At 61.0% G+C, this 18,109-nt stretch carries 14 protein-coding genes and 1 pseudogene; 11 read left to right on the plus strand and 4 right to left on the minus strand.

Annotation, left to right across the window (positions count from 1 at the left end; all coding sequences use genetic code 11):
• Together AC1DPF_RS17995 and AC1DPF_RS18000 are read left to right on the plus strand one after the other, a co-directional pair.
• Positions 1-976: sulfotransferase family protein (locus AC1DPF_RS17995; RefSeq protein WP_477962731.1), on the plus strand; the 976-nt coding region annotated here is incomplete at its 5' end.
• Positions 939-1,898: a DUF6473 family protein gene (locus AC1DPF_RS18000; RefSeq protein WP_477962733.1), complete on the plus strand. Its 960-nt coding sequence runs from the start codon at positions 939-941 to the stop codon at positions 1,896-1,898. The genes AC1DPF_RS17995 and AC1DPF_RS18000, both read left to right, overlap by 38 nt.
• Positions 1,899-2,174: 276 nt before the next feature.
• On the opposite strand, the gene AC1DPF_RS18005 is transcribed toward AC1DPF_RS18000, so the two are convergent.
• Positions 2,175-3,317 (minus strand): sulfotransferase family protein, encoded by a 1,143-nt coding sequence (locus tag AC1DPF_RS18005; RefSeq protein WP_477873358.1) that lies wholly within the window; start codon positions 3,315-3,317, stop codon positions 2,175-2,177.
• 85 nt (positions 3,318-3,402) lie between these two features.
• The gene (locus AC1DPF_RS18010) at positions 3,403-4,419 is read right to left on the minus strand and encodes a zinc-binding dehydrogenase (RefSeq protein WP_477873360.1); all 1,017 of its coding nucleotides are present in this window, start codon (positions 4,417-4,419) and stop codon (positions 3,403-3,405) included.
• A 480-nt stretch (positions 4,420-4,899) separates the two neighbouring features.
• Here AC1DPF_RS18010 and AC1DPF_RS18015 point away from each other — a divergent pair, with 480 nt between their 5' ends.
• On the plus strand, positions 4,900-6,120 hold the full coding sequence (locus tag AC1DPF_RS18015) for a cytochrome P450 (RefSeq protein WP_477873362.1): 1,221 nt from the start codon (positions 4,900-4,902) through the stop codon (positions 6,118-6,120).
• 321 nt (positions 6,121-6,441) lie between these two features.
• Here the strand turns inward: AC1DPF_RS18015 and AC1DPF_RS18020 are convergent, their stop codons facing one another.
• Positions 6,442-7,704 (minus strand): cytochrome P450, encoded by a 1,263-nt coding sequence (locus AC1DPF_RS18020; protein ID WP_477962735.1) that lies wholly within the window; start codon positions 7,702-7,704, stop codon positions 6,442-6,444.
• Between the two features lie 173 nt (positions 7,705-7,877).
• Entirely contained in the window at positions 7,878-8,759 is an 882-nt protein-coding gene (locus AC1DPF_RS18025) for a TIGR03619 family F420-dependent LLM class oxidoreductase (protein ID WP_477873376.1), read from the minus strand.
• A gap of 163 nt (positions 8,760-8,922) precedes the next feature.
• Here AC1DPF_RS18025 and AC1DPF_RS18030 point away from each other — a divergent pair, with 163 nt between their 5' ends.
• The 8 genes and pseudogenes from AC1DPF_RS18030 to AC1DPF_RS18065 all read left to right on the plus strand — a co-directional run.
• Entirely contained in the window at positions 8,923-9,123 is a 201-nt protein-coding gene (locus AC1DPF_RS18030) for an SDR family NAD(P)-dependent oxidoreductase (RefSeq protein WP_477873378.1), read from the plus strand.
• A 12-nt stretch (positions 9,124-9,135) separates the two neighbouring features.
• The gene (locus AC1DPF_RS18035) at positions 9,136-9,366 is read left to right on the plus strand and encodes a hypothetical protein (protein ID WP_477962737.1); all 231 of its coding nucleotides are present in this window, start codon (positions 9,136-9,138) and stop codon (positions 9,364-9,366) included.
• Positions 9,366-9,941 (plus strand): sugar phosphate isomerase/epimerase family protein, encoded by a 576-nt coding sequence (locus AC1DPF_RS18040; RefSeq protein WP_477962745.1) that lies wholly within the window; start codon positions 9,366-9,368, stop codon positions 9,939-9,941. Before AC1DPF_RS18035 ends, AC1DPF_RS18040 begins: the two co-directional genes overlap by 1 nt.
• Before the next feature lie 527 nt (positions 9,942-10,468).
• Positions 10,469-13,060, plus strand: coding sequence for a TonB-dependent receptor (locus AC1DPF_RS18045; protein ID WP_477962739.1), 2,592 nt, complete (start codon positions 10,469-10,471; stop codon positions 13,058-13,060).
• A gap of 248 nt (positions 13,061-13,308) precedes the next feature.
• On the plus strand, positions 13,309-15,714 hold the full coding sequence (locus AC1DPF_RS18050; RefSeq protein ID WP_477962741.1) for a membrane-bound PQQ-dependent dehydrogenase, glucose/quinate/shikimate family: 2,406 nt from the start codon (positions 13,309-13,311) through the stop codon (positions 15,712-15,714).
• Between the two features lie 147 nt (positions 15,715-15,861).
• A complete protein-coding gene (locus AC1DPF_RS18055) occupies positions 15,862-16,419 on the plus strand; it encodes a VOC family protein (protein WP_477873371.1) in 558 nt (185 codons plus the stop codon).
• A 17-nt stretch (positions 16,420-16,436) separates the two neighbouring features.
• A complete protein-coding gene (locus AC1DPF_RS18060; protein ID WP_477962743.1) occupies positions 16,437-17,588 on the plus strand; it encodes a helix-turn-helix transcriptional regulator in 1,152 nt (383 codons plus the stop codon).
• 74 nt (positions 17,589-17,662) lie between these two features.
• A pseudogene (locus AC1DPF_RS18065) lies at positions 17,663-17,773 on the plus strand (IS66 family transposase); the annotation flags it as partial.
• Positions 17,774-18,109: the final 336 nt, after the last annotated feature.

Consider the following 18,109-nt stretch of genomic DNA (forward strand, 5'->3'; position numbering starts at 1 on the left):
CTTCCGTGTCGAGAATTGGTATGACAGCCACCCGGAAATTGCAGCGACGCCGATCACCCGCCCGCTGATTATTCTGGGCATGCCGCGCGCGGGGACGACGCTGCTGGTAAATCTGCTCCGCTTCGATCCCCAGCGCCGTATTCACTGGAACTGGGAGGGGAATCGCGAGACTCCACCTGTATCGGCCAGCCATATCCACGACGATCCGCGCATCGCCCTTCGCGTAGCGGAAGTCGATAGGTTGATTGCTGACGGAATAATTCCGCTTAATCATCACGTGGAACGCGGCGATGAACCTACCGAATGCCATTGGATATTGGGCCAGGACTTCAAGTCGTTTAGCTGGCTTGTCCGGGCTCAGGTGCCGGACTACTTTGAATGGTGGATGAACGACGCCGACCTGGCCGCAGCCTATGCTTATCACCGGCGGTATCTGGGAGTGTTGCAGAGCGCCGCGCCGGGCAGTTGGACGATCAAATTCCCATCGCACGCGCTGGCGATCGAGGAGATCCTCGCCACCTACCCCGACGCCCGTATCGTCTATACGCATCGCGATCCGATCAAGCCGGTAGGTTCGACGTGCAGCCTGAACGAGCACCCCCTGTCGGTGGCGAACAGCTCGGTTGATCGTGCGATGATCGGGCATCAGGTTTCGCAGATCCTGGCCAAGAGCGCGACCCGGATGATCGCGGCGCGCGATCGGCATCCGGATCTCCCATTTTTCGACATGCATTACGCGAATTTCGTTCGCGATCCGATGGCCATGATCCGCGAACTCTATCGCTTTGAAGGACTGGAATTATCGGAGCAGGTCGATCGCGAGATGCGCGAGGAGCTAGCGCGCCACGACCGCGCCCGAAGCCAGGCCGGCGCGCACAGATATCGACTGGATGATTATGGCTTGGATGTTGCCATGGTTGACCGGATGTTCGGAGACTATGTGGAACGTTTCCAGGTCGAACTGGAGAGGGGCTAAGGCAGTGAAGCAATGGCATCCCGACTATCAGGATTGCGACATTGACATCGCGGATTACCGCCAGTTCGTGGTGCCGGGTTGTCCGGTCGCCTTTCGCGGTCCGGCAATCGATCCCCTGCACGCCCCGCAAGGATCATTTTTCAGTTGCTTGGGCGCGGCTCAGACGTTCGGCCGGTTCATCAGCCGGCCCTTTCCCGATATTCTTGCCGAAGCCAACGGTCTCGACGCCCTGAACCTCTCTGTGGGTGGCGCGGGTCCGGGGTTTGTCCTGCAATATCCCGAACTCATCACGGCCATGAACCGGGGACGGTTCGTGATCCTCCAGTGCATGTCCGCAAGGCACGAGTCGAACAGCCGTTTCCGCGCTGAAGGCTATATCGAATATCTGAATGATATGCGGCACGGTGATATCGTGGACTCGGTAACTGCGTGGACCCGCATCCTTGACGAAGAGCCTGACGAGGCCCCGCGCTATCTTCAGGAAAGCCGAGAAAGCTGGCTTGAAACCACCCGAAAGCTTGTCTCGGTGCTCACCGTGCCGGTCGTTTTCTTCTGGTTCTCGCGTCGAGAGCCGGATCTTGCGATCGACTGGGAAGCGATCCACGCCGGCTTAGGCCATCGCCCGACCGGAGAATTGGTCAGCATGATCTACGGCGAATTTCCGCAACTAATCGACCGGACGACGGCGGATCGCGCAGCCGAGATGTGCGCGGCGCGGGCGTCCTACACCGGCGACCGCGGCATGGGCGCGCCGCTGATCAGCCTGACCACCGGTCGGCCGATCAATCCAGCGGATTATGAAGATAAGGGCATCGAATATCGCGTCATCCAAGCCGGCCGGAACCTCTATTATCCGTCGGCCGAAATGCACGAGGATGCGGCACGATCGCTTCAGCCGGTCATCGAGTCGCTTTCCTGCTGACCGCTCGCGCCAATTTTCCGAGCAACGTCGATCCAGGCGAGGCGATAGTCTCGCCCTCGCCCGCGAGGACCTAGGGCCTGCCTTCGTCCTTCAGCCTTGCTTCCAGCTCGGGCCATTCCTCGTCGCTAGAGATAAAATAGCCAAAGGTGCTGGCGGATGTCGCGGCCGTCGATCATCCCGTCAGTGTATAGCTCAAGTCCCAGCCCCTTGCCCTCGATCAGCTCGATCCGGCGAGAGGCACGGCGGTAGCGGGACGGATTGCGGTGCTGGCCATGATCATGCCTTGTCCATTGCGTCGCGTATGTCCTTCTCGGTGATCCCGTAGTCCGCGAGTTCATAGCGATGTTCGCCGTGCTTGCCGGCGGGGTTGGCGGCGAGCCAGTCCTCCATCGCACGCGCCGTCTCGTCGGTCAGTTCGAGCCCGAAGTGATCGTAGATGCGGCGCACGACGTCCATCGGATCGCGATGAAGGTCGCGATGATCGACATCGAGGAACTGGTCGCTCGAGTGCTGCTTGCGGAAGGCCTCTGTCTTCTGCTTCGCCTTGCCCCAATAAGCCACCTCTCGCGGACCCAGCCTGGTCAGGTCGGGATCGGCATATGTCATACGCCGCACGCCCGCCAATACGCTGCAGAGCGACGGCAGCGACTTCATGGGATCGCGATGCGTAATGATCACGCGCGCGTCGGGGAAGGCGTCGAGCAGCGCCTCGATCTGAGCAAAGTGACCGGGGTTCTTGAGAAGCCAGGTGCGATCGTCGTTGAGACCGATCAGCCGGATCGTGTCTGCCAGCCGGCGATAGACTCCGCGCTCGTCCTGCGCCTGATACCAGGCGTCGTATTCGGGCAGGTCATATGACGAGGGCGAACGGTTCGCGACGAAATCGAGTCGCAAAACTTCAAGGCACTCATCGACCTCATCGGCGACCATCTCATGCGAGATGCGCATCTCGGGGATCAGTTCGAAGAACTTGTCCAGCCGTGCCCGCGCTTCCTGATAGCCCTGCTCGTCGTTCCAGTCTGCGCGCGGCGGACGCGGTTTTGGCCACGAGGTCAGCCAGTTGTCGAGACCCTGGAACTGCGGATCGACCGAAAGCAGTTTGTGCAGCGCCGTAGTGCCGGTGCGCGGCACGCCGCAGATCACCAGCGGCGCGGGAATGCTGCGCTGTTTGTATTCGGGGTGCTTCTTCCACTCGTCCTCGCGGATAAGCCGGCCGCACAGCGCCGTAACAAGATCTCCGTGATACATGGCGCGGCCCACATCGGACAATTCCGGCGAGGCCAAATGCGCTGCCAGCATGGCGAAAGGCTCGCGGTAATCGCGGGGTCCGAAATTGCTCAGCCCGGTGTGCGCCATCGCTTCGCGATGGAGTTGTTCGACCGTTGCCTCGAGGTCAAATGGGGTCAGGTCAGCCTGCATTTTTCATGGCCTCATCCTCGTTAGATGCGCTGGAGCTGTCCCTTGCACATAATCATGGTGGTGGCTTTCAGCCGCCAGCAGTTCTTCACAACCAGGGATCGACCTGAACCTTGACTTCGGTGGATCCATTCGCGCGCATGCTCATGATCTTGTCGGGCACAGCGACGAGCGGGATCGGATCGCCCACCCACGCGCGCGGCTCCAGATGGCCGCGATCGAGCATGTCGGCCGTCGCCTGGAACTCGCCGAGCGAATAGGCCATCGAGAAGATCAGATGGACCTGCTTCCACGTCGCCAGTGCAGGAAGCACCGGGTCGGGCTTGGTGCAGAAGCCCAGCGATATGACGGTGCCATCCGTGCGGACATGATTGATCGCCTGTGCCAGGCCGCCTTGCACGCCGATGCATTCAAACACCACGTCCGGCTGGCCGCCGAGCGCCGCTTTGACCTCCTCCACTTCATTCTCGCCTGTCAGGATGAAGGCGTCAGCGCCGATATGCAGGGCTTCCTGCTCTTTCTTGCGCGAACGCGCGATGACCGCCATCTTCCCGGCGCCGAGCTTGCGCGCCCAGTAGGCTGCGGCCAGGCCGATGCCGCCCGCGCCCGTCACCAGCACGCGCGCACCCGGCGGCATCTTCGCCAGCGCGACGCCGTGCAGGCCGACGGCCAGCGGCTCGACCAGTGCGCCATCCGCCATTGACAGCGACGACGGCAGCTTCACCGAGGTGCGGCCGACAGTCCGCACATATTCAGCGAAAGCGCCGGTGCAGTTGATCATCTTCTCCGGATGCTTGCAGAATAGCGGCAGACCTTCGACGCAGGGCCTGCACTGGCCGCATCCCGCCGAGGGCATGCCCGTAACGATGTCGCCTATCTTGTAGTCATCCACGCCCGCGCCCATCGCTACGACTTCGCCGGCATATTCATGACCCAACGCGGTATCGATCAGATACCATCCGTGCTGCTCTGTCAGGCGAACATCCGATCCGCAGATGCCGCAACGCCCGACCTTCAAGATCAGCTCGCCCGGGCCCGGCGTGGGATCGGGAACGGTTTCCAGAGCTATCGGCTTGTCGGGACCACGAAACATCACCGCGCGCATTCAGCTTTCCTCATCCCATGATCGGCGGGCGGGCATGATCACTCCGCATTCTTCGATCCGATCTCTATACAAAAGCATTCATCATGCAGTTGCCATATGGCAATATGGCTGGCTTTTTGATCGATGTGGAGCACATTGACGTAAAGGACTATGCGATCACCACCGCGCTCGTGAGAATGAGGCGGACGAGATGCGCTTGACCTCGGGGTGCCCGTTTTGGCATTTAGAGCGGTTTTTCTATATCTGTGGAGGGAGCCCCTCCATTCGCGGCGTAACCAACTGCGACTGCTTGGTAATCAGGCTCCCCAGAGTCCGAACGGCGCCGATCGCCTTTCCCTCCACAAAAACTTTCTTTTATTGAGCAAACCAATGTTTAAGCTGGATCCTGGCGGGGTTACGTTTCGACGCCTATTCACGACTAGACGGGCGGACCAACCGGTATGACACCATTCCGGTCTGCCCCAGCACAGGAGTTCCACCATGAACGCGCCGGTAGTGCTCAGCCCCAAGCCCGATCACGTCCCTGATGACGTGGTCTACGATTATGATCTTTACGAGGCGCCGTCCGAGGTCACCGGTGACATTCAGGTGGAGATCGCACAGCGACTGCATGCGGGTCCCGACATCTTTTGGACACCGCGCAACAGTGGACACTGGGTGCTGGTCCGCGCAGAGGATATCGACGTCGCGCAACGCAACGGCGCTCTATTCTCGATGCGAGAGATCAGCCTGCCCAAGGGGACGACGCCGGTTCTGAACATTCCACTAGAGACCGACGACCCGGAGCATCTGGCCTATCGGGCGGTGCTCCAGCCGGCATTCGCCCCCGCCGAGATCATGAAGCTCGAGACGCAAGTCCGCGATCTGGCGATCAGCCTCATCGAAGGCTTCATCGGCCGTGGACAATGCGAGTTCGTGACTGAATTCGCCGCGATCCTGCCGATCGTGATATTCATGCGGATGGCCGACCTTCCGGATGAAGACAGGGCGGACCTGCTCGCATGGTCTGACGCCGCGGTTCACCCGACCAGCTTCGAGAACCGGCAGTGGGGCTATGGCAGCATGGCCACCTATCTCGAAAAGCTGATGGCGGAGCGCGCCGACAGCGACGCAGGGGACGTGATCTCGCAGGTCATGCGCGGCCGTGTGTTCGATCGCGACATGACCTATAGCGAACGCCACAGCATGAACATGAACGCCCTGCTTGGGGGGCTCGACACCGTCATGTCGACAATGGGTTTCATGGCCGGCTTCCTGGCGCGGCATCCCGATCACCGTCGGCAACTGACCGAGAACCCGTCGATGGTACCCAAGGCGATCGATGAACTCATGCGCTATTACGGCGCAACGGGGACGGCCCGGGTGGTCACCGAGGACACCGTCTACAAGGGGCTGACATTCAAGAAGGATGACCGCGTCCTTGTCCAGTCGATGTTCCACGGCCAGGATCCGCGCCGCTTCCCCGATCCCACAGTGGTGAACTTCCAGCGCAAGGACGTGCGCCACGCCGCGTTCGGCCAAGGCACGCATCGTTGCATCGGCGCGCTGCTCGCGCGGCTCGAAATGCGTGTCTTCATCGAGGAGTGGTTGAAGCGCATCCCCGATTTCCGCATCACCGAAGGCGTAGCGCCGGTGGTCGAGCGCGGAATGGTGAACAGTATGCGCAAGCTCTCGCTGAGCTGGGAGGTGCCGTCGGCCTGATCGGACAGCGGCGGTCGCTTCAGGTGGCCGCCCGCCGCTCGAGCGCGCCCACCAGATCGGCCAGGAACCCTGCGTCGACGCCCTTGTAGAACTCGACCGCAGCCTGCAGATATCTCGATCACGGTCGATTAGTGCGACTGGTTGGCGATCGAGCACCACCCACCATTGGCATGGCGCTGCCCTATAGTGCACCGGAGCTACGGCTGGCGCCTACGCGCCTGGCCCGGGCGTCTCTCCTGGTTTGGCGCGATATTGTAGATGTCGAAATCGACCACATGGTCCGGATGACGTTCGCGGGCCTCGGCGTTTTCGACTTCGAGGCTAGCTGGGTAGCGTTCGTCCGGCGCCGAGCACCGGACCGGGCGTGAAGCGCACCGGGATCCTGGCCCAGCCATTGACCGCCGCAATCGTATGATAGCGTTCGGCGCCGTCCTCGATCACCTCATAGTCCGGAATGCGGTCGAGCACCGCGAACAACATGATCTCGAACAGCATGCGCGCGAAATGCGACCCGACGCAGCGGTGCATGCCGAGGCCGAAGGCGACATGGAGGTTGCGCGTCCGATCGATCACGAAGCGATCGGCGTCCTCGAACTCCCCGTCGTCGCGATTGGCCGATGCGAGCGAGATGAGCACGCGCTCGCCCGCGGCGATCGTCTGCCCGGCCAGCGCATTTCCGCGCGTCACGGTCCGCCCCTGATTTTGCACGGGTGTGTAGAAGCGCAGGAATTCCTCGGTGGCCGAGGCGAAAAGCGACGGGTCGTCGATCAGCCGCTTCCGGTCGGCGCGAGCAACGTGGAGATGCCAGAAAGCGTTCGCCGTTAGGGACGTCGTGGTGTCAACGCCGCCAGCGACGACTTGGACAAGAAGCTCCACGGCCTCCTCATCGGTATATCGGCTTCCGTCCGGCTTCAGGGCGGTAACGATGCTGGAGGCGAGATCGTCGAGCGGATTCTCTCGCCGCTGTCGAACCAGGTCGCCGAGCTGGCCTTGGATCCATCCAATACCCTCTACCGCCCGATCGAGCTCGGCAGTGCCCGGCCGGCTGGACGGATAGTCGTGAAACGGTGTCGCGAATTGCGCCCAATGATCGAGCGGTAGCCCGACCAGTTGCATCGTCATGAGCGCTGGAAGCGGATTCGCCAGGTGGAGCACGAGATCCATCTCGCCAGAGGCGATATGGCGATCGATCAGGAGCGAGGTGAACTCGCGCGCGCGCTGCTGATAGGCGAGCACGGCCTTCGGCCCGAGCGCGCGGTTGAGCAGCATGCGCGGGCCTTCCCAATCGGGCAGGTCCAGCTCAGTGGGGTAAAGGGGGAAGGGCAAGGGCGGGATGCCGATCCCGCCATCGAGCTTGCCGGACGCATCGTGGAAGCGGCCCGATGAGAAAGTCTTCGGGTCACGGAGCGCCGTGAAGACCTCCTTATATCCGGAAATCAGCCAAAAGCCGCCATGATGGCTCGACCAGGCGACGGGGCTCAGGTCGCGCGCGGCACGAAAATGGGTGGCGGCGTGCGCCGCATGTTCGGGCGAATGCTGGTCGAAATCGATCCGGATCCGAGAATCTTCCGTGGTCACGCCCATGATCGCAAGCCCTCTCCCATCGTGCTCTTCTGTCCGATCGAATGCGCCTTCGCCGCGGCCGTGACACTCGACCTGCTCGTCGGCAGCCGATCGATGTTAAATGGTATCGATCGGCCGTCAAGGCGCGTGCGGCGCGATCAGGCTACGGAAATCAATCATCATCCGGTCGCCGTTCAGCTACCACCGTGAGCAAAAGCCCGCAGATATTCCTTCGCAAACCTGTCCATGACCCGCTTTTTGTCGTCGAGCGACGAGTGGAGACCGAGCTCCATTACGAAGGGGAAAGTCACGGTTGCATCCATTCCCTGCTCATGCAGACGCTTGAGCTCGTCGACTGTGGCAACGCGCGTCAGCGGGAACATCGTCTCGAATGGTAGCTGGGCTCGCCCGGCCTCTTCGCGAAGGAGGCGCAACCGGGTGATGATCGCAGGGATCTCCTCCGGCAGGTTGCCCCCACCGATCCAACCATCGCCGAGCCGAGCCGCACGTCGCCACGCGACTTCGCTCGATCCCCCTATATAAATGGGCGGGTTGTAGCCGGGCATCGGATCGATCCGGATCGCATCGAATGCGTAGAATTCGCCGCGATGCTCGACACTGCCGCCCCGCCACAATTTGCGGGTCACCTCGATCGCTTCGTCGAGGCGCTCACCGCGCCGCTCAAAGGGCACGCCGGCTGCGTCGAACTCCTCCCGCATCCAGCCCGGCGCGACACCGATTATCGCGCGGTTCCCGGAGAGTAGAGCGAGCGTACCCGTCGCCTTGGCGGTTACGATCGGGTGGCGCGTGGCCATCGTGTAGATGCCGGCCACCAAACGCAGCCGACTGGTTACCGCCGCCTGCGCCGCCATTGTCACCCAGAGATCAGGATAGGGCCAGTCGTTCGGCATCGGCGGTGCGCCATCGGGCGTCATCGGGTATCGGCTACGCAGGGTTTCGGGGAAGCAGAAATGATCACCATGCATCACCCCGTCAAAGCCGAGTTCCTCGGCATGACGCGCGCAATGTACCTGCTGGTCGATCTCGATCCAACTCAGATTCTGCCAGAACTTCAGGTCATCCTCCTAGACTTAGACGCCGCTAGCCCCGCTTCGAGTGCCTCTGGACCGCTAATCGCATGCCGTCCCATACGATGCGTCTCGTCAACGGCTACCCATAAACACGCCATGCAACCTCGTTCGAACGGACCATTACAAGCGCGCGTCGAGCGGGCCCAACATCCTCGTCAACAACGAGGTGGCGGTGCTATCGGAGGATATGACGTTGCTCGATACGCCGATCGAGAGCTGGGACCGCATCGGGGCGGTAAACCCGCGCGGCGTCTTTGTCGCCTCCAATTCCGCGGTGCCCCACATGCTGGCCCGCGGCAACCGCTCGATCGTCAACATGTCGTCGAGATCAGGCCGCTACGCCGGATAAGGGAGCAGTCGAATGAACGATCTACGCCTCTCGCTGGAGCACATGACCGTGCTTGGCCTTTCACCGACTCAGATTGTCGATACGGCCGAAAAGCTTGGAGTCGAGTTGATTAGCCTCATTCTCGATACCGGCTCGTACAGGATAGCGGCGCCGTCCTTCCTCGAGCGTCCCGGTCTCACCGACGAGATGGTCGCCCGGCTTAAATCGAGCCGGTCAGGATTCATGCGGCCGAAGGCTTTCTGATCGACAGCAACTTCGACGCGGAGCGCTTCCAGCGGCTCATTGAAATCTCTGCACGGCTCGGGGTGGATCGCGGTATCGTAATGATCAGCGATCCGGAGCGTGACCGAGCCACTGATCAGTTCGGCCGGCTCTGCGAGATGGCGCAGCCCTATGATTTGCAGATTTCGCTCGAGTTCGTTGCCTTCGCAGAAGTGTCGACGCTCTCGGAGGCCTGCGGGATCGTGGAGGCGACCGCGGCGGCAAACGCGGCGGTTTCGGTCGACATCCTCCACTTGATGAGAACTGGCGGCTCACCTGCCGATCTCGAGCGCGACGGGCTGCGCTTTGGCGCAGCGCAGCTCTGCGACGGGCCACGGACGCTGCCGCGGGACCGATGGGAGCATGAGGCGGTCAGCAGCCGGCTGGTCCCCGGAACGGGAGAGTTCCCGATCACCGCCTTCTTGCAGGCATTGCCGGCGAACCTCGTCGTCGGCGTGGAAGTGCCCCAAGGCATCCCGGTTACCAGCCCGCAGCTGCTGGCCGAGGCACGCCGCAGCATTGAGGCGGCAAGGGCGGTGAGCGGCCGCTTGCGCTAGAGGCGGCCGAAGCCGGTATGACCATCGGCGTGGAGATCACTCCGGAACGCCCGCAGGTGCTCAGCCGGGGCGCTCGGCCTTGCGGTGGTAAAACGCACCGCAGGTCATGCCTCGCCGCCAGCATCACGCTTGATAGTCGAAGCTATGATCGAAATTCTCGACAAGGGCGTCGAGCTTGTCGGTCGAAAACCCGTTGGTCGGCGTAAATATGCAACTCCCCGGTGAGGAACAATTATCGTCGCAGTTGCTGGCGTCGCACGTTGAACCATCCTTCATCCGAAGGGACGAGGAGCGCGCAGGCGCGAGGATCCATGCCTCCTCGAGGCCGGTCAGGAAAACCTTCGCTTCTGCTGTTTGACATAGCTCGGCACTGACTGATTTCGCCCTCATTTTGAGCGATTATGCCCTCCCCAAGCCAAGGCCAATCCCATAACTGGATCGCAAATGGTCATAAGGCCAGCCGGAGCATTTCGACGTGTGCAAAGCACCGAAATCCTTCTGCGCTTCGGGTTTCGAGGGAGGACAATATGCAACGATCATCGCTATATCTGTGTGGATCGGCGCTGGCGCTCGTATCTGCGCCTTTGCTGGCGCAGAAATCGTCTGATGCCGCGGGGCCTTCACCAACGACTGGACCCGCTTCGATGCAAGGCCAGGGTGGTCTTGAAGAAATCATTGTCACCGCACGGCGGGTCGAGGAAAATCAGCAAAAAGTCCCCATCGCGGTTACGACCATTGCTGGCGCGGCGCTGCAACAGCGCAACGTCGATCGCGTAAACGATCTTCAGTTCAGCGTGCCCAATCTCCAGATCAGGCAAAATCAAATCACCCCGTCGATTGCAGAGTTTTCCCTTCGCGGTCAGCGCCAGCAATTTTACACCGATGAGAATGTCGTTGCCTATGTCAATGGCGTTCCGCAGGGTACGCGCGCACTGACCCTATACGACATGCAGAGCGTACAGGCGTTGAAGGGGCCGCAAGGTACGCTCTTTGGCAAGAATTCGATGGGCGGCGCCATGGTGTTCGCCACGACGCGTCCGGCCTTCGAAACCTCGGGCCGGATCGAATTGGAATATGGCAATTATGACCGGAAAACCGCGCTGGGCATCTTCAATACCCAGTTGGTCCAAGACAAGGTCGCGGTCCGCTTTGCAGGAAATATCGAACGGCGCGACGGCGTCTACAAAAACTCCTTTCCAGGCGGGAAGGACGCTAATAACCGCCATAGTGAAAGCGCCCGCTTGACGTTGCTGGTGAAGCCTGATGATCGCTTCGAAAGCCTGACGACTTTTGACTTCCTGCATCGCGATGAACTGCAGACCCCGACTCTGGTCGAAGCGGCGAATCTCCTTCATCCCTTCGGTGGTCTGGTCGCCCAGGGTGTGACCCAGCAAAGCGCGCTGGGCGGAGGAGTTCCGGTTCTTACCGCAGACGCGGCGGGAAACGCCAATGCCTTGCTTGTCCGCAGGGGCAACCCATATCGGATCGAAACGCCGACGGGTATCGGCACTACAATTCCAAGCGGCGGCGCATATGACCCGCTTCAGGCATTGGGAACTTATGTGAAATCTTTTGGCGTCTCCAACAACACCTCGTTCGAACTGAGCGATAATCTGACGATCCGGAACATCATATCCTACCGCCACGAGCGTTCATTCGATCATCAGGATACGTCGGGCATTGGTGGGTTTACGGTCAATCTTGGACCGTTCTTCGGTCTCCCAAACATCACCGTTCCAGGCCATTTCATTGACTTCACACCTAATTACAACCAGAGGGACAAGACCTTCACGGACGAGCTTCAGATCATTGGGGAGTATCGTGATTTGAAGTTCATCGTAGGGGGTTTTTACAGCCATCTGGACAAATTCTTCTCAAACGTATCCAGTGCCATGGCCGGACCTTTCGATTTCACTGGCGCCGGGCCCCGCTATGACGATGAGTTTACCAAGGTCTCTTCCAAGGCCATTTTTGGCCAGGGAACTTACGATTTCTCAACGGTCGGGCTTGAAGGCGTGCGCCTGACGCTTGGCGGACGTTATACCTCGGACAACAAGAAATATCTGGGCCACAACTTTTTCGCGAACGGCAACAACGCAAGTTTCCAGGTCTGGTCGCAGGCAGCGCCAGGATCAGTCTGCAATTATGGCAATGGCACCGGCCTCAGCGGATCGAGTGTGAGCAACGCCAATGAATGCGCGATCCGGGCCGAGAAAACCTTCAAGGCCTTCACCTGGACAGCCTCGCTTGAATATCAGGTGACTCAGAACACCCTCGTCTATCTCGCCAACCGTCGCGGTTACAAGGCAGGCGGACCGAATCCGACGACGGCCAACCTTGATTTCACCATGTGGGGGTCGGAGCGCCTCACCGATTTTGAAGTGGGCCTGAAGCATCAGGGCTATATTGGTACCGTTCCTTACCGCCTGAACATTGCGGCTTTCACCGGCAAGTACACGGACATCCAGACGCAGGATATCGTACAGTTTTGCGCCAATGCCGCGTGCAGCAGCACCTTTACCGATCTGATTATCTTCAACGTCGGCAAGGCGCGGATCAGGGGCGTCGAAATCGATGGATCAATCAAGCCGATCCTCGATCTGACGCTTGATTTCGGCTATTCCTACCAGGTTGGCCGTTACGGGAAGGGTTCGGTGATCCCACAGCCGCGCGACCCGAATCGTCCGGTCAACGACTTCGCCGATCCCTCGTCACCGGCCTCCAATCCGATCGACTATGCGGGCGGCGTGAACCTGGCCGGCACGGAGTTTCCCGGGGTGCCGCGCCAGACGTTTACGGCGGCCGCGACCTATAAAATGGCGTTCATTCCGGAGAGCTTCGCAAAGACATTGCTCAGCGCCAACTACGCGATCCGTTCCAAGACCAAGGGCATTCAGGCTGTCGGTGTGTATCCAACTCCGGGCTTCGATGTCCTCAATACGAGGCTTTCGTTCAACGAACTGTTCGAATCTGGCGTTTCTCTGGCGTTCTGGGTTCAAAACCTTACGAAAGAGGTCTATCGTGTTTCGTGCGCGGACAATCTGAGCACGCTTGGTTTTGCCCAATGTCGCTGGGGTGAACCGCGGACATATGGCGTGACCGGATCCGTCAAATTCTAAGCCACTTCCGCTCTGATCTCGCGTGAGGGCATATAAGAAGGCCTCCGATCCTTGTGAACGGAGGCCTTCTATTTGCTCATCCCGCCATAGATGCGGGACCATTGCCGGTTCGCGCATTGTCGGCGAGGCGCCAGACATCGCTGCATCTTCCTGCACAAGGCGGAAGCGACGTCCCAACAGACGATGGATGTCGCGCAATCGCCGGCAAAGGATGTGATCGAGCGGAACCAATTTCGATAGGCGAAGGCATGACCAAACAACCGATCGTCAACGCCACACCGAAAAGAGCGCAGCAACCATTTATCTCGGCGACGGCCGTCCTGATTGTCGGCGCATTATTCCTGTGGGGCGGCGGCAAGCTTCTGCTCCTTGGCGGGTCGGCCTATTATCTTATTTCCGGCCCGATCTTGCTCGCGGTCGCGATCCTGCTGTTCCGGCGCAGGACGTCGGGCTACGCCCTCTATGGGGTCTTCCTGCTCGGCACGGCGGTGTGGGCACTGGCCGAGACCGGCCCGCAATTCTGGCCGCTCTTCGCCCGCCTGGGCGCACCGCTGATTCTGGGAATGGGAATGGTCATGCCCTGGCTGTTCCGCCGGTTCGGGTTGGTGAAGATGACGGGTGGCTGGCTGTTGTGCGTGGCGCTCGGAACCGCCGTGGTGTTGGTGGCCTTGCGGCCGGCCAATCCGAACGGCGGCGCGATCCCCTCAATTGACCAACCGGCAGCCGACTGGACGACCTACGCCGGCGACCTCGGTGCCGCCCGCTTTTCGGCTCTCGGACAGATCGGCCGCGACAATGTCGGCCGCCTGGAGCGTGCATGGGTATATCGCACCGGAGATTTCCCCGGCCCGGCGGACGCAAGCATCGCCTGGACCTTCGAGGCGACACCGCTGCAGATCGGCAATCGCCTCTTCATCTGCACAGCACACACCCAGGTCCATGCCATCGACGCCACCACCGGGCGCCGCCTGTGGGTATATGATCCCAAGGTCGACGACGGTTGGTCGCCGCTCAAGGCATGCCGCGGCGTTGCCTATTATGCGACGTCAGGCAAGGGCGGCGATGAGGGGGCGATCTGCCGCGAGCGCATCATCTCCCCCATCACCAACGGCGGGCTGCAGGCTCTTGACGCTACCAGCGGCCAGCCCTGCCCCCAGTTCGGCGCGCATGGCCGTATCGACCTCAAGCATGGATTGGGTCTGGTGCGGCCAGGATATTATTTCACGACATCCGCCCCTCTGGTCATCGGCGACAAGATCATCGTCGGCGCGTTCGTCATGGACGGCGCCGAGGTGGGCGTACCGTCCGGCGTCATTCGCGCCTTCGACGCCGTCACCGGCAAGCTGGCCTGGGCCTGGGATCTGGGCGCCAGCGAAGTAGCGGAAATTAACAGGAACAGGCCCGGCGGAGGCGATTTCGCGCGTGGAACGCCCAATGCCTGGGCCCCGCTGACCGCCGACCCACAACTCGGTATGGTCTATGTGCCGCTCGGCAATGCCACCCCCGATTTCTATGGCCGCCATCGCTCGCCATCGATGGAACGCTTCGGCAGCGCCCTCGTGGCGCTCGATGTCGCGACGGGAAAGTTGCGGTGGAGTTTCCAGACCATCCATCACGATTTATGGGACCAAGACATTCCTGCGCAGCCAACGCTGGTCGATTTTCCGACGGCCCACGGCTCGGTACCCGCGCTGATCCAGCCGACCAAGCGCGGCGAACTGTTCGTGCTTGACCGCCGCACAGGCAGGCCAGTCGTTCCGGTCGCGGAAAGGCCGGTTCCGCAGGGCGCCGTACCCGGCGACTTCACCGCCAAGACCCAGCCGTTTTCCACGGGCATGCCGAGCCTGCTTCCACCGCCGCTCAGTGAGGCCTCCGCTTGGGGCATGACCCCGCTCGATCAGCTCTGGTGCCGCATCCGCTTCCGCGAACTGCGTTATGAAGGGCCGCTGACACCACCTTCCATGCAGGGCACGATCTCCTATCCGGGCAGCGCCGGCATCATTAGTTGGGGCGGAGTCACGCTCGACAAGCAGCGTGGGATTTTGATCGTCAACAGCAGCCACACGCCCTTTAAGACGACGCTCATCCCGCGGGCCAAGGCTGACAAAATGGGCCTGAGCATCGCTCCGAACTCGGAAAGGGCATCCGATGCCAGTCGGGGCTCGCCGGAGAAGCAGAGTGGGGCCAGTGCTGGACTTCCCCAGGTCGGCACTCCTTATGCCGCGCAGGCGGTACCGTTCCTGTCGCCGCTCGACGTCCCGTGCATCCAACCGCCCTGGGGCCGACTTACCGCCATTGATCTAGCGACACGCAAGATCATCTGGCATCAGGCCTTCGGCACATCGAGCGACACAGGCCCAATGGGCATGCGGGTCGGCCTGCCGTTCCCCATTGGCGTGTTCAACACCGGCGGATCGGTCGCGTTGTCCAGCGGGGTCTTCTTCATAGCCGCGGCGCAGGATCGATATCTGAGGGCCTACGATACGGTCACTGGACGAGAGCTGTGGCGTGGCCGCCTCCCCGCCGGCGGACAGGCGACCCCCATGACCTACTATTCCGCCAAGACCCGCCGCCAATATGTCGTGATCGCCGCCGGCGGCCATGCGGGCATTGGAACGCAGGTAGGCGACTATGTCATTGCGTACCGCCTGTAGCGAGGCAAAAGTGGGAATTCGCCGCTTGCTACTTCGCCGCGGTCGTCCGTTCCGATGTTGACAGGGTACGAAGGCGGAGCATGATCGGGGGCAACCTCGCGAGAGGATTTTCCGCTCCGGGCCATGAGCATTGCGAGAGGATGTGAAATGAGCTTCTACGTGGATGCCGAAGCCTATCATGTCGCCCATGTCGTACCTGATCTGGACACAGCCGTAGACCGGCTGCTGGATTCGGGTTTCGGTCCAGCGCATTTCATCCGCGGAACGGAGATGAGGGCGCGTTATCGCGGCGAGATGATCAACATCCGTGTTTCAGCGGCCTTCGTCGTTGTTGCAGGTCTGCTGACGGAGATCGTAACGCAAGACGACGACACCCGATCGACCTTTACGGATTTCATCCGGCTTCATCCGTCCGGCGCTCTGCACCATGTCGCTTATATGAGCGACGACTTCCAGGCGACCCTCAAGGAGGTGGCGGCGCGCGGGCTGACGCTGGTCCCGCACATGGAATATGTCGATGCCAATGGCAGCGCCTTCGAATCCTATTATGAGCCTGAAGGCAAGCCGGATGCCCTGCTGCTGCAACTGGCGCTGCCGAGCCCCCTGGATCACGTCTATAAGAAGATCGTCGACATCGCCGAGCATTGGGACGGCACTGATCCCAAACGCGATTTCTGGGCGTTGGTACCGGAAGGGGTGCCATGACGACACATCGTCGCCCCGTGTTGGAGAAGTTCACCCGTTCGCCTCGAATGCCCGGTGAGGCGATGCGGGTYGGGCCGCCGCGATCAAGCGGCGATCAGCCGCCGAACGAACTGGACTTGATTCCGTTGCAGGTGGCGAAAGCCCTTGTCGATATCATGGGCCAGACCCGGCTGAATACCGAAGTGGTGCTGACCAATGCCGGGCTCGATCAACTCGCCCAAGCGCTCCGCGATGGCGGGCCAGTCACCATTCCACGCCCAATCTTTGCCGCCCTCGCCGACCAATGCGTCGTCGCCCTTCACAATTACGCCTGCGAGCGCGAAAATCTGCGCGCCCTACCTTACAGCTATTTCCACTTGCTGTGCACGTCACTCATCGCAACGCCGGACTTGCGAACCGCCATCCAGATCGCTTCCCAATTCGAAGAAATGATGCTCGAAGGCCGGGGCGCGATGCGTCTCGCCATCGTCGGGGATGAGGCAATCCTCACGCTCGATCTTGGTCATGCCGTGCGGGATCTGCCGACGCTTCTGGTCATGATGTTTGCGCTGGGATCTTTTCATCGGATCTTCAGTTGGCTAATACGCGACGAAATCCGCTTGTCCGATGTGTTCCTTGATTTTCCGGCGGCGCTTGCGCAGCCGGCTTTCAACATACTGTTTCAGCAGGAACCCAAGCTGGAGCAGAAGCAAAGCGCGATCGCATTTTCACGAGCTTATCTCGATCGCCCCGTGTCGCGCACCTTCGGGGAGTTGACCGAGCTGTTCGAATACTTTCCCTTCGACCTGTTCCCGCCTTCCTACAATCAGGAAAGCTTGATCGAGCGGGTACGCAGGGCGACGAACCTTGCGCTTAGCTGGAATGAGGATCTACCCAAGGTGGATCAGCTCGCCCGATCCTTCGGGATGAGTGCGCCGACCCTGCGCCGGCGGCTCGCCCATGAGCATGCCACCGTCAATGCCATCCGGAAGGAATGCCGTATGAAGCTGGCGGAGCGCCTCCTCTGCGGCTCGAAGCTGACAATCGACCAGATCGCCTACCGGTGCGGGTTCTCCGATATCACGGCTTTCCGGCGCGCCTTCGGCGGCTGGTTCGCCACGACGCCGAGCGACTATCGAGCGAAGGCGGCGAAGGAACGTGGCACGGTCAGGATGGGTGCCGCCAGCTGAGCCTCAGCCTGCGCACTGGAATTTACCATATCTCGTTCGCGTGCCGGCAGTTCCGCGTCGGCGATGCTGAAATCCTCGGCCGGTGGGGCGGACTTAACCTATTCGTCGACGATGGTCGGGTCGAACTTTACTCCGACGTCGTCGCCCGAGCTATCAAACCTCAAGTTCTGACACGCAAGAACGCGCCGCTCCCGCTGGACACAATGTCGGCGGCTTCTTGAGATCTACCCGAACGACCTTCCGCGAGCGGGTCAGGCAGCCGGTGGCACGGATCTCGCCCGAAGCTTACAGCGTGATTGGTCTGCAGATAATCGTCGTAGCGCGACATGTCGTGGGTGTGGAGCGGCCCATGCGCGCCCGCGATGCCGGCATTGTTGAAGTACCACTCAACTTAGTTTCGGATTGGGCTCTGATTTTGTAATCGCCTCGAAAGTCTGGGTGTAGTGATGGTCGAGCAAGGCGATCGCGCGATCGGCATCGCGATTGATGCATGCATCGACCAGATCGCGATGTTCCTGCAG

The organism is Rhizorhabdus sp. P4_G6 (genome assembly GCF_056401045.1).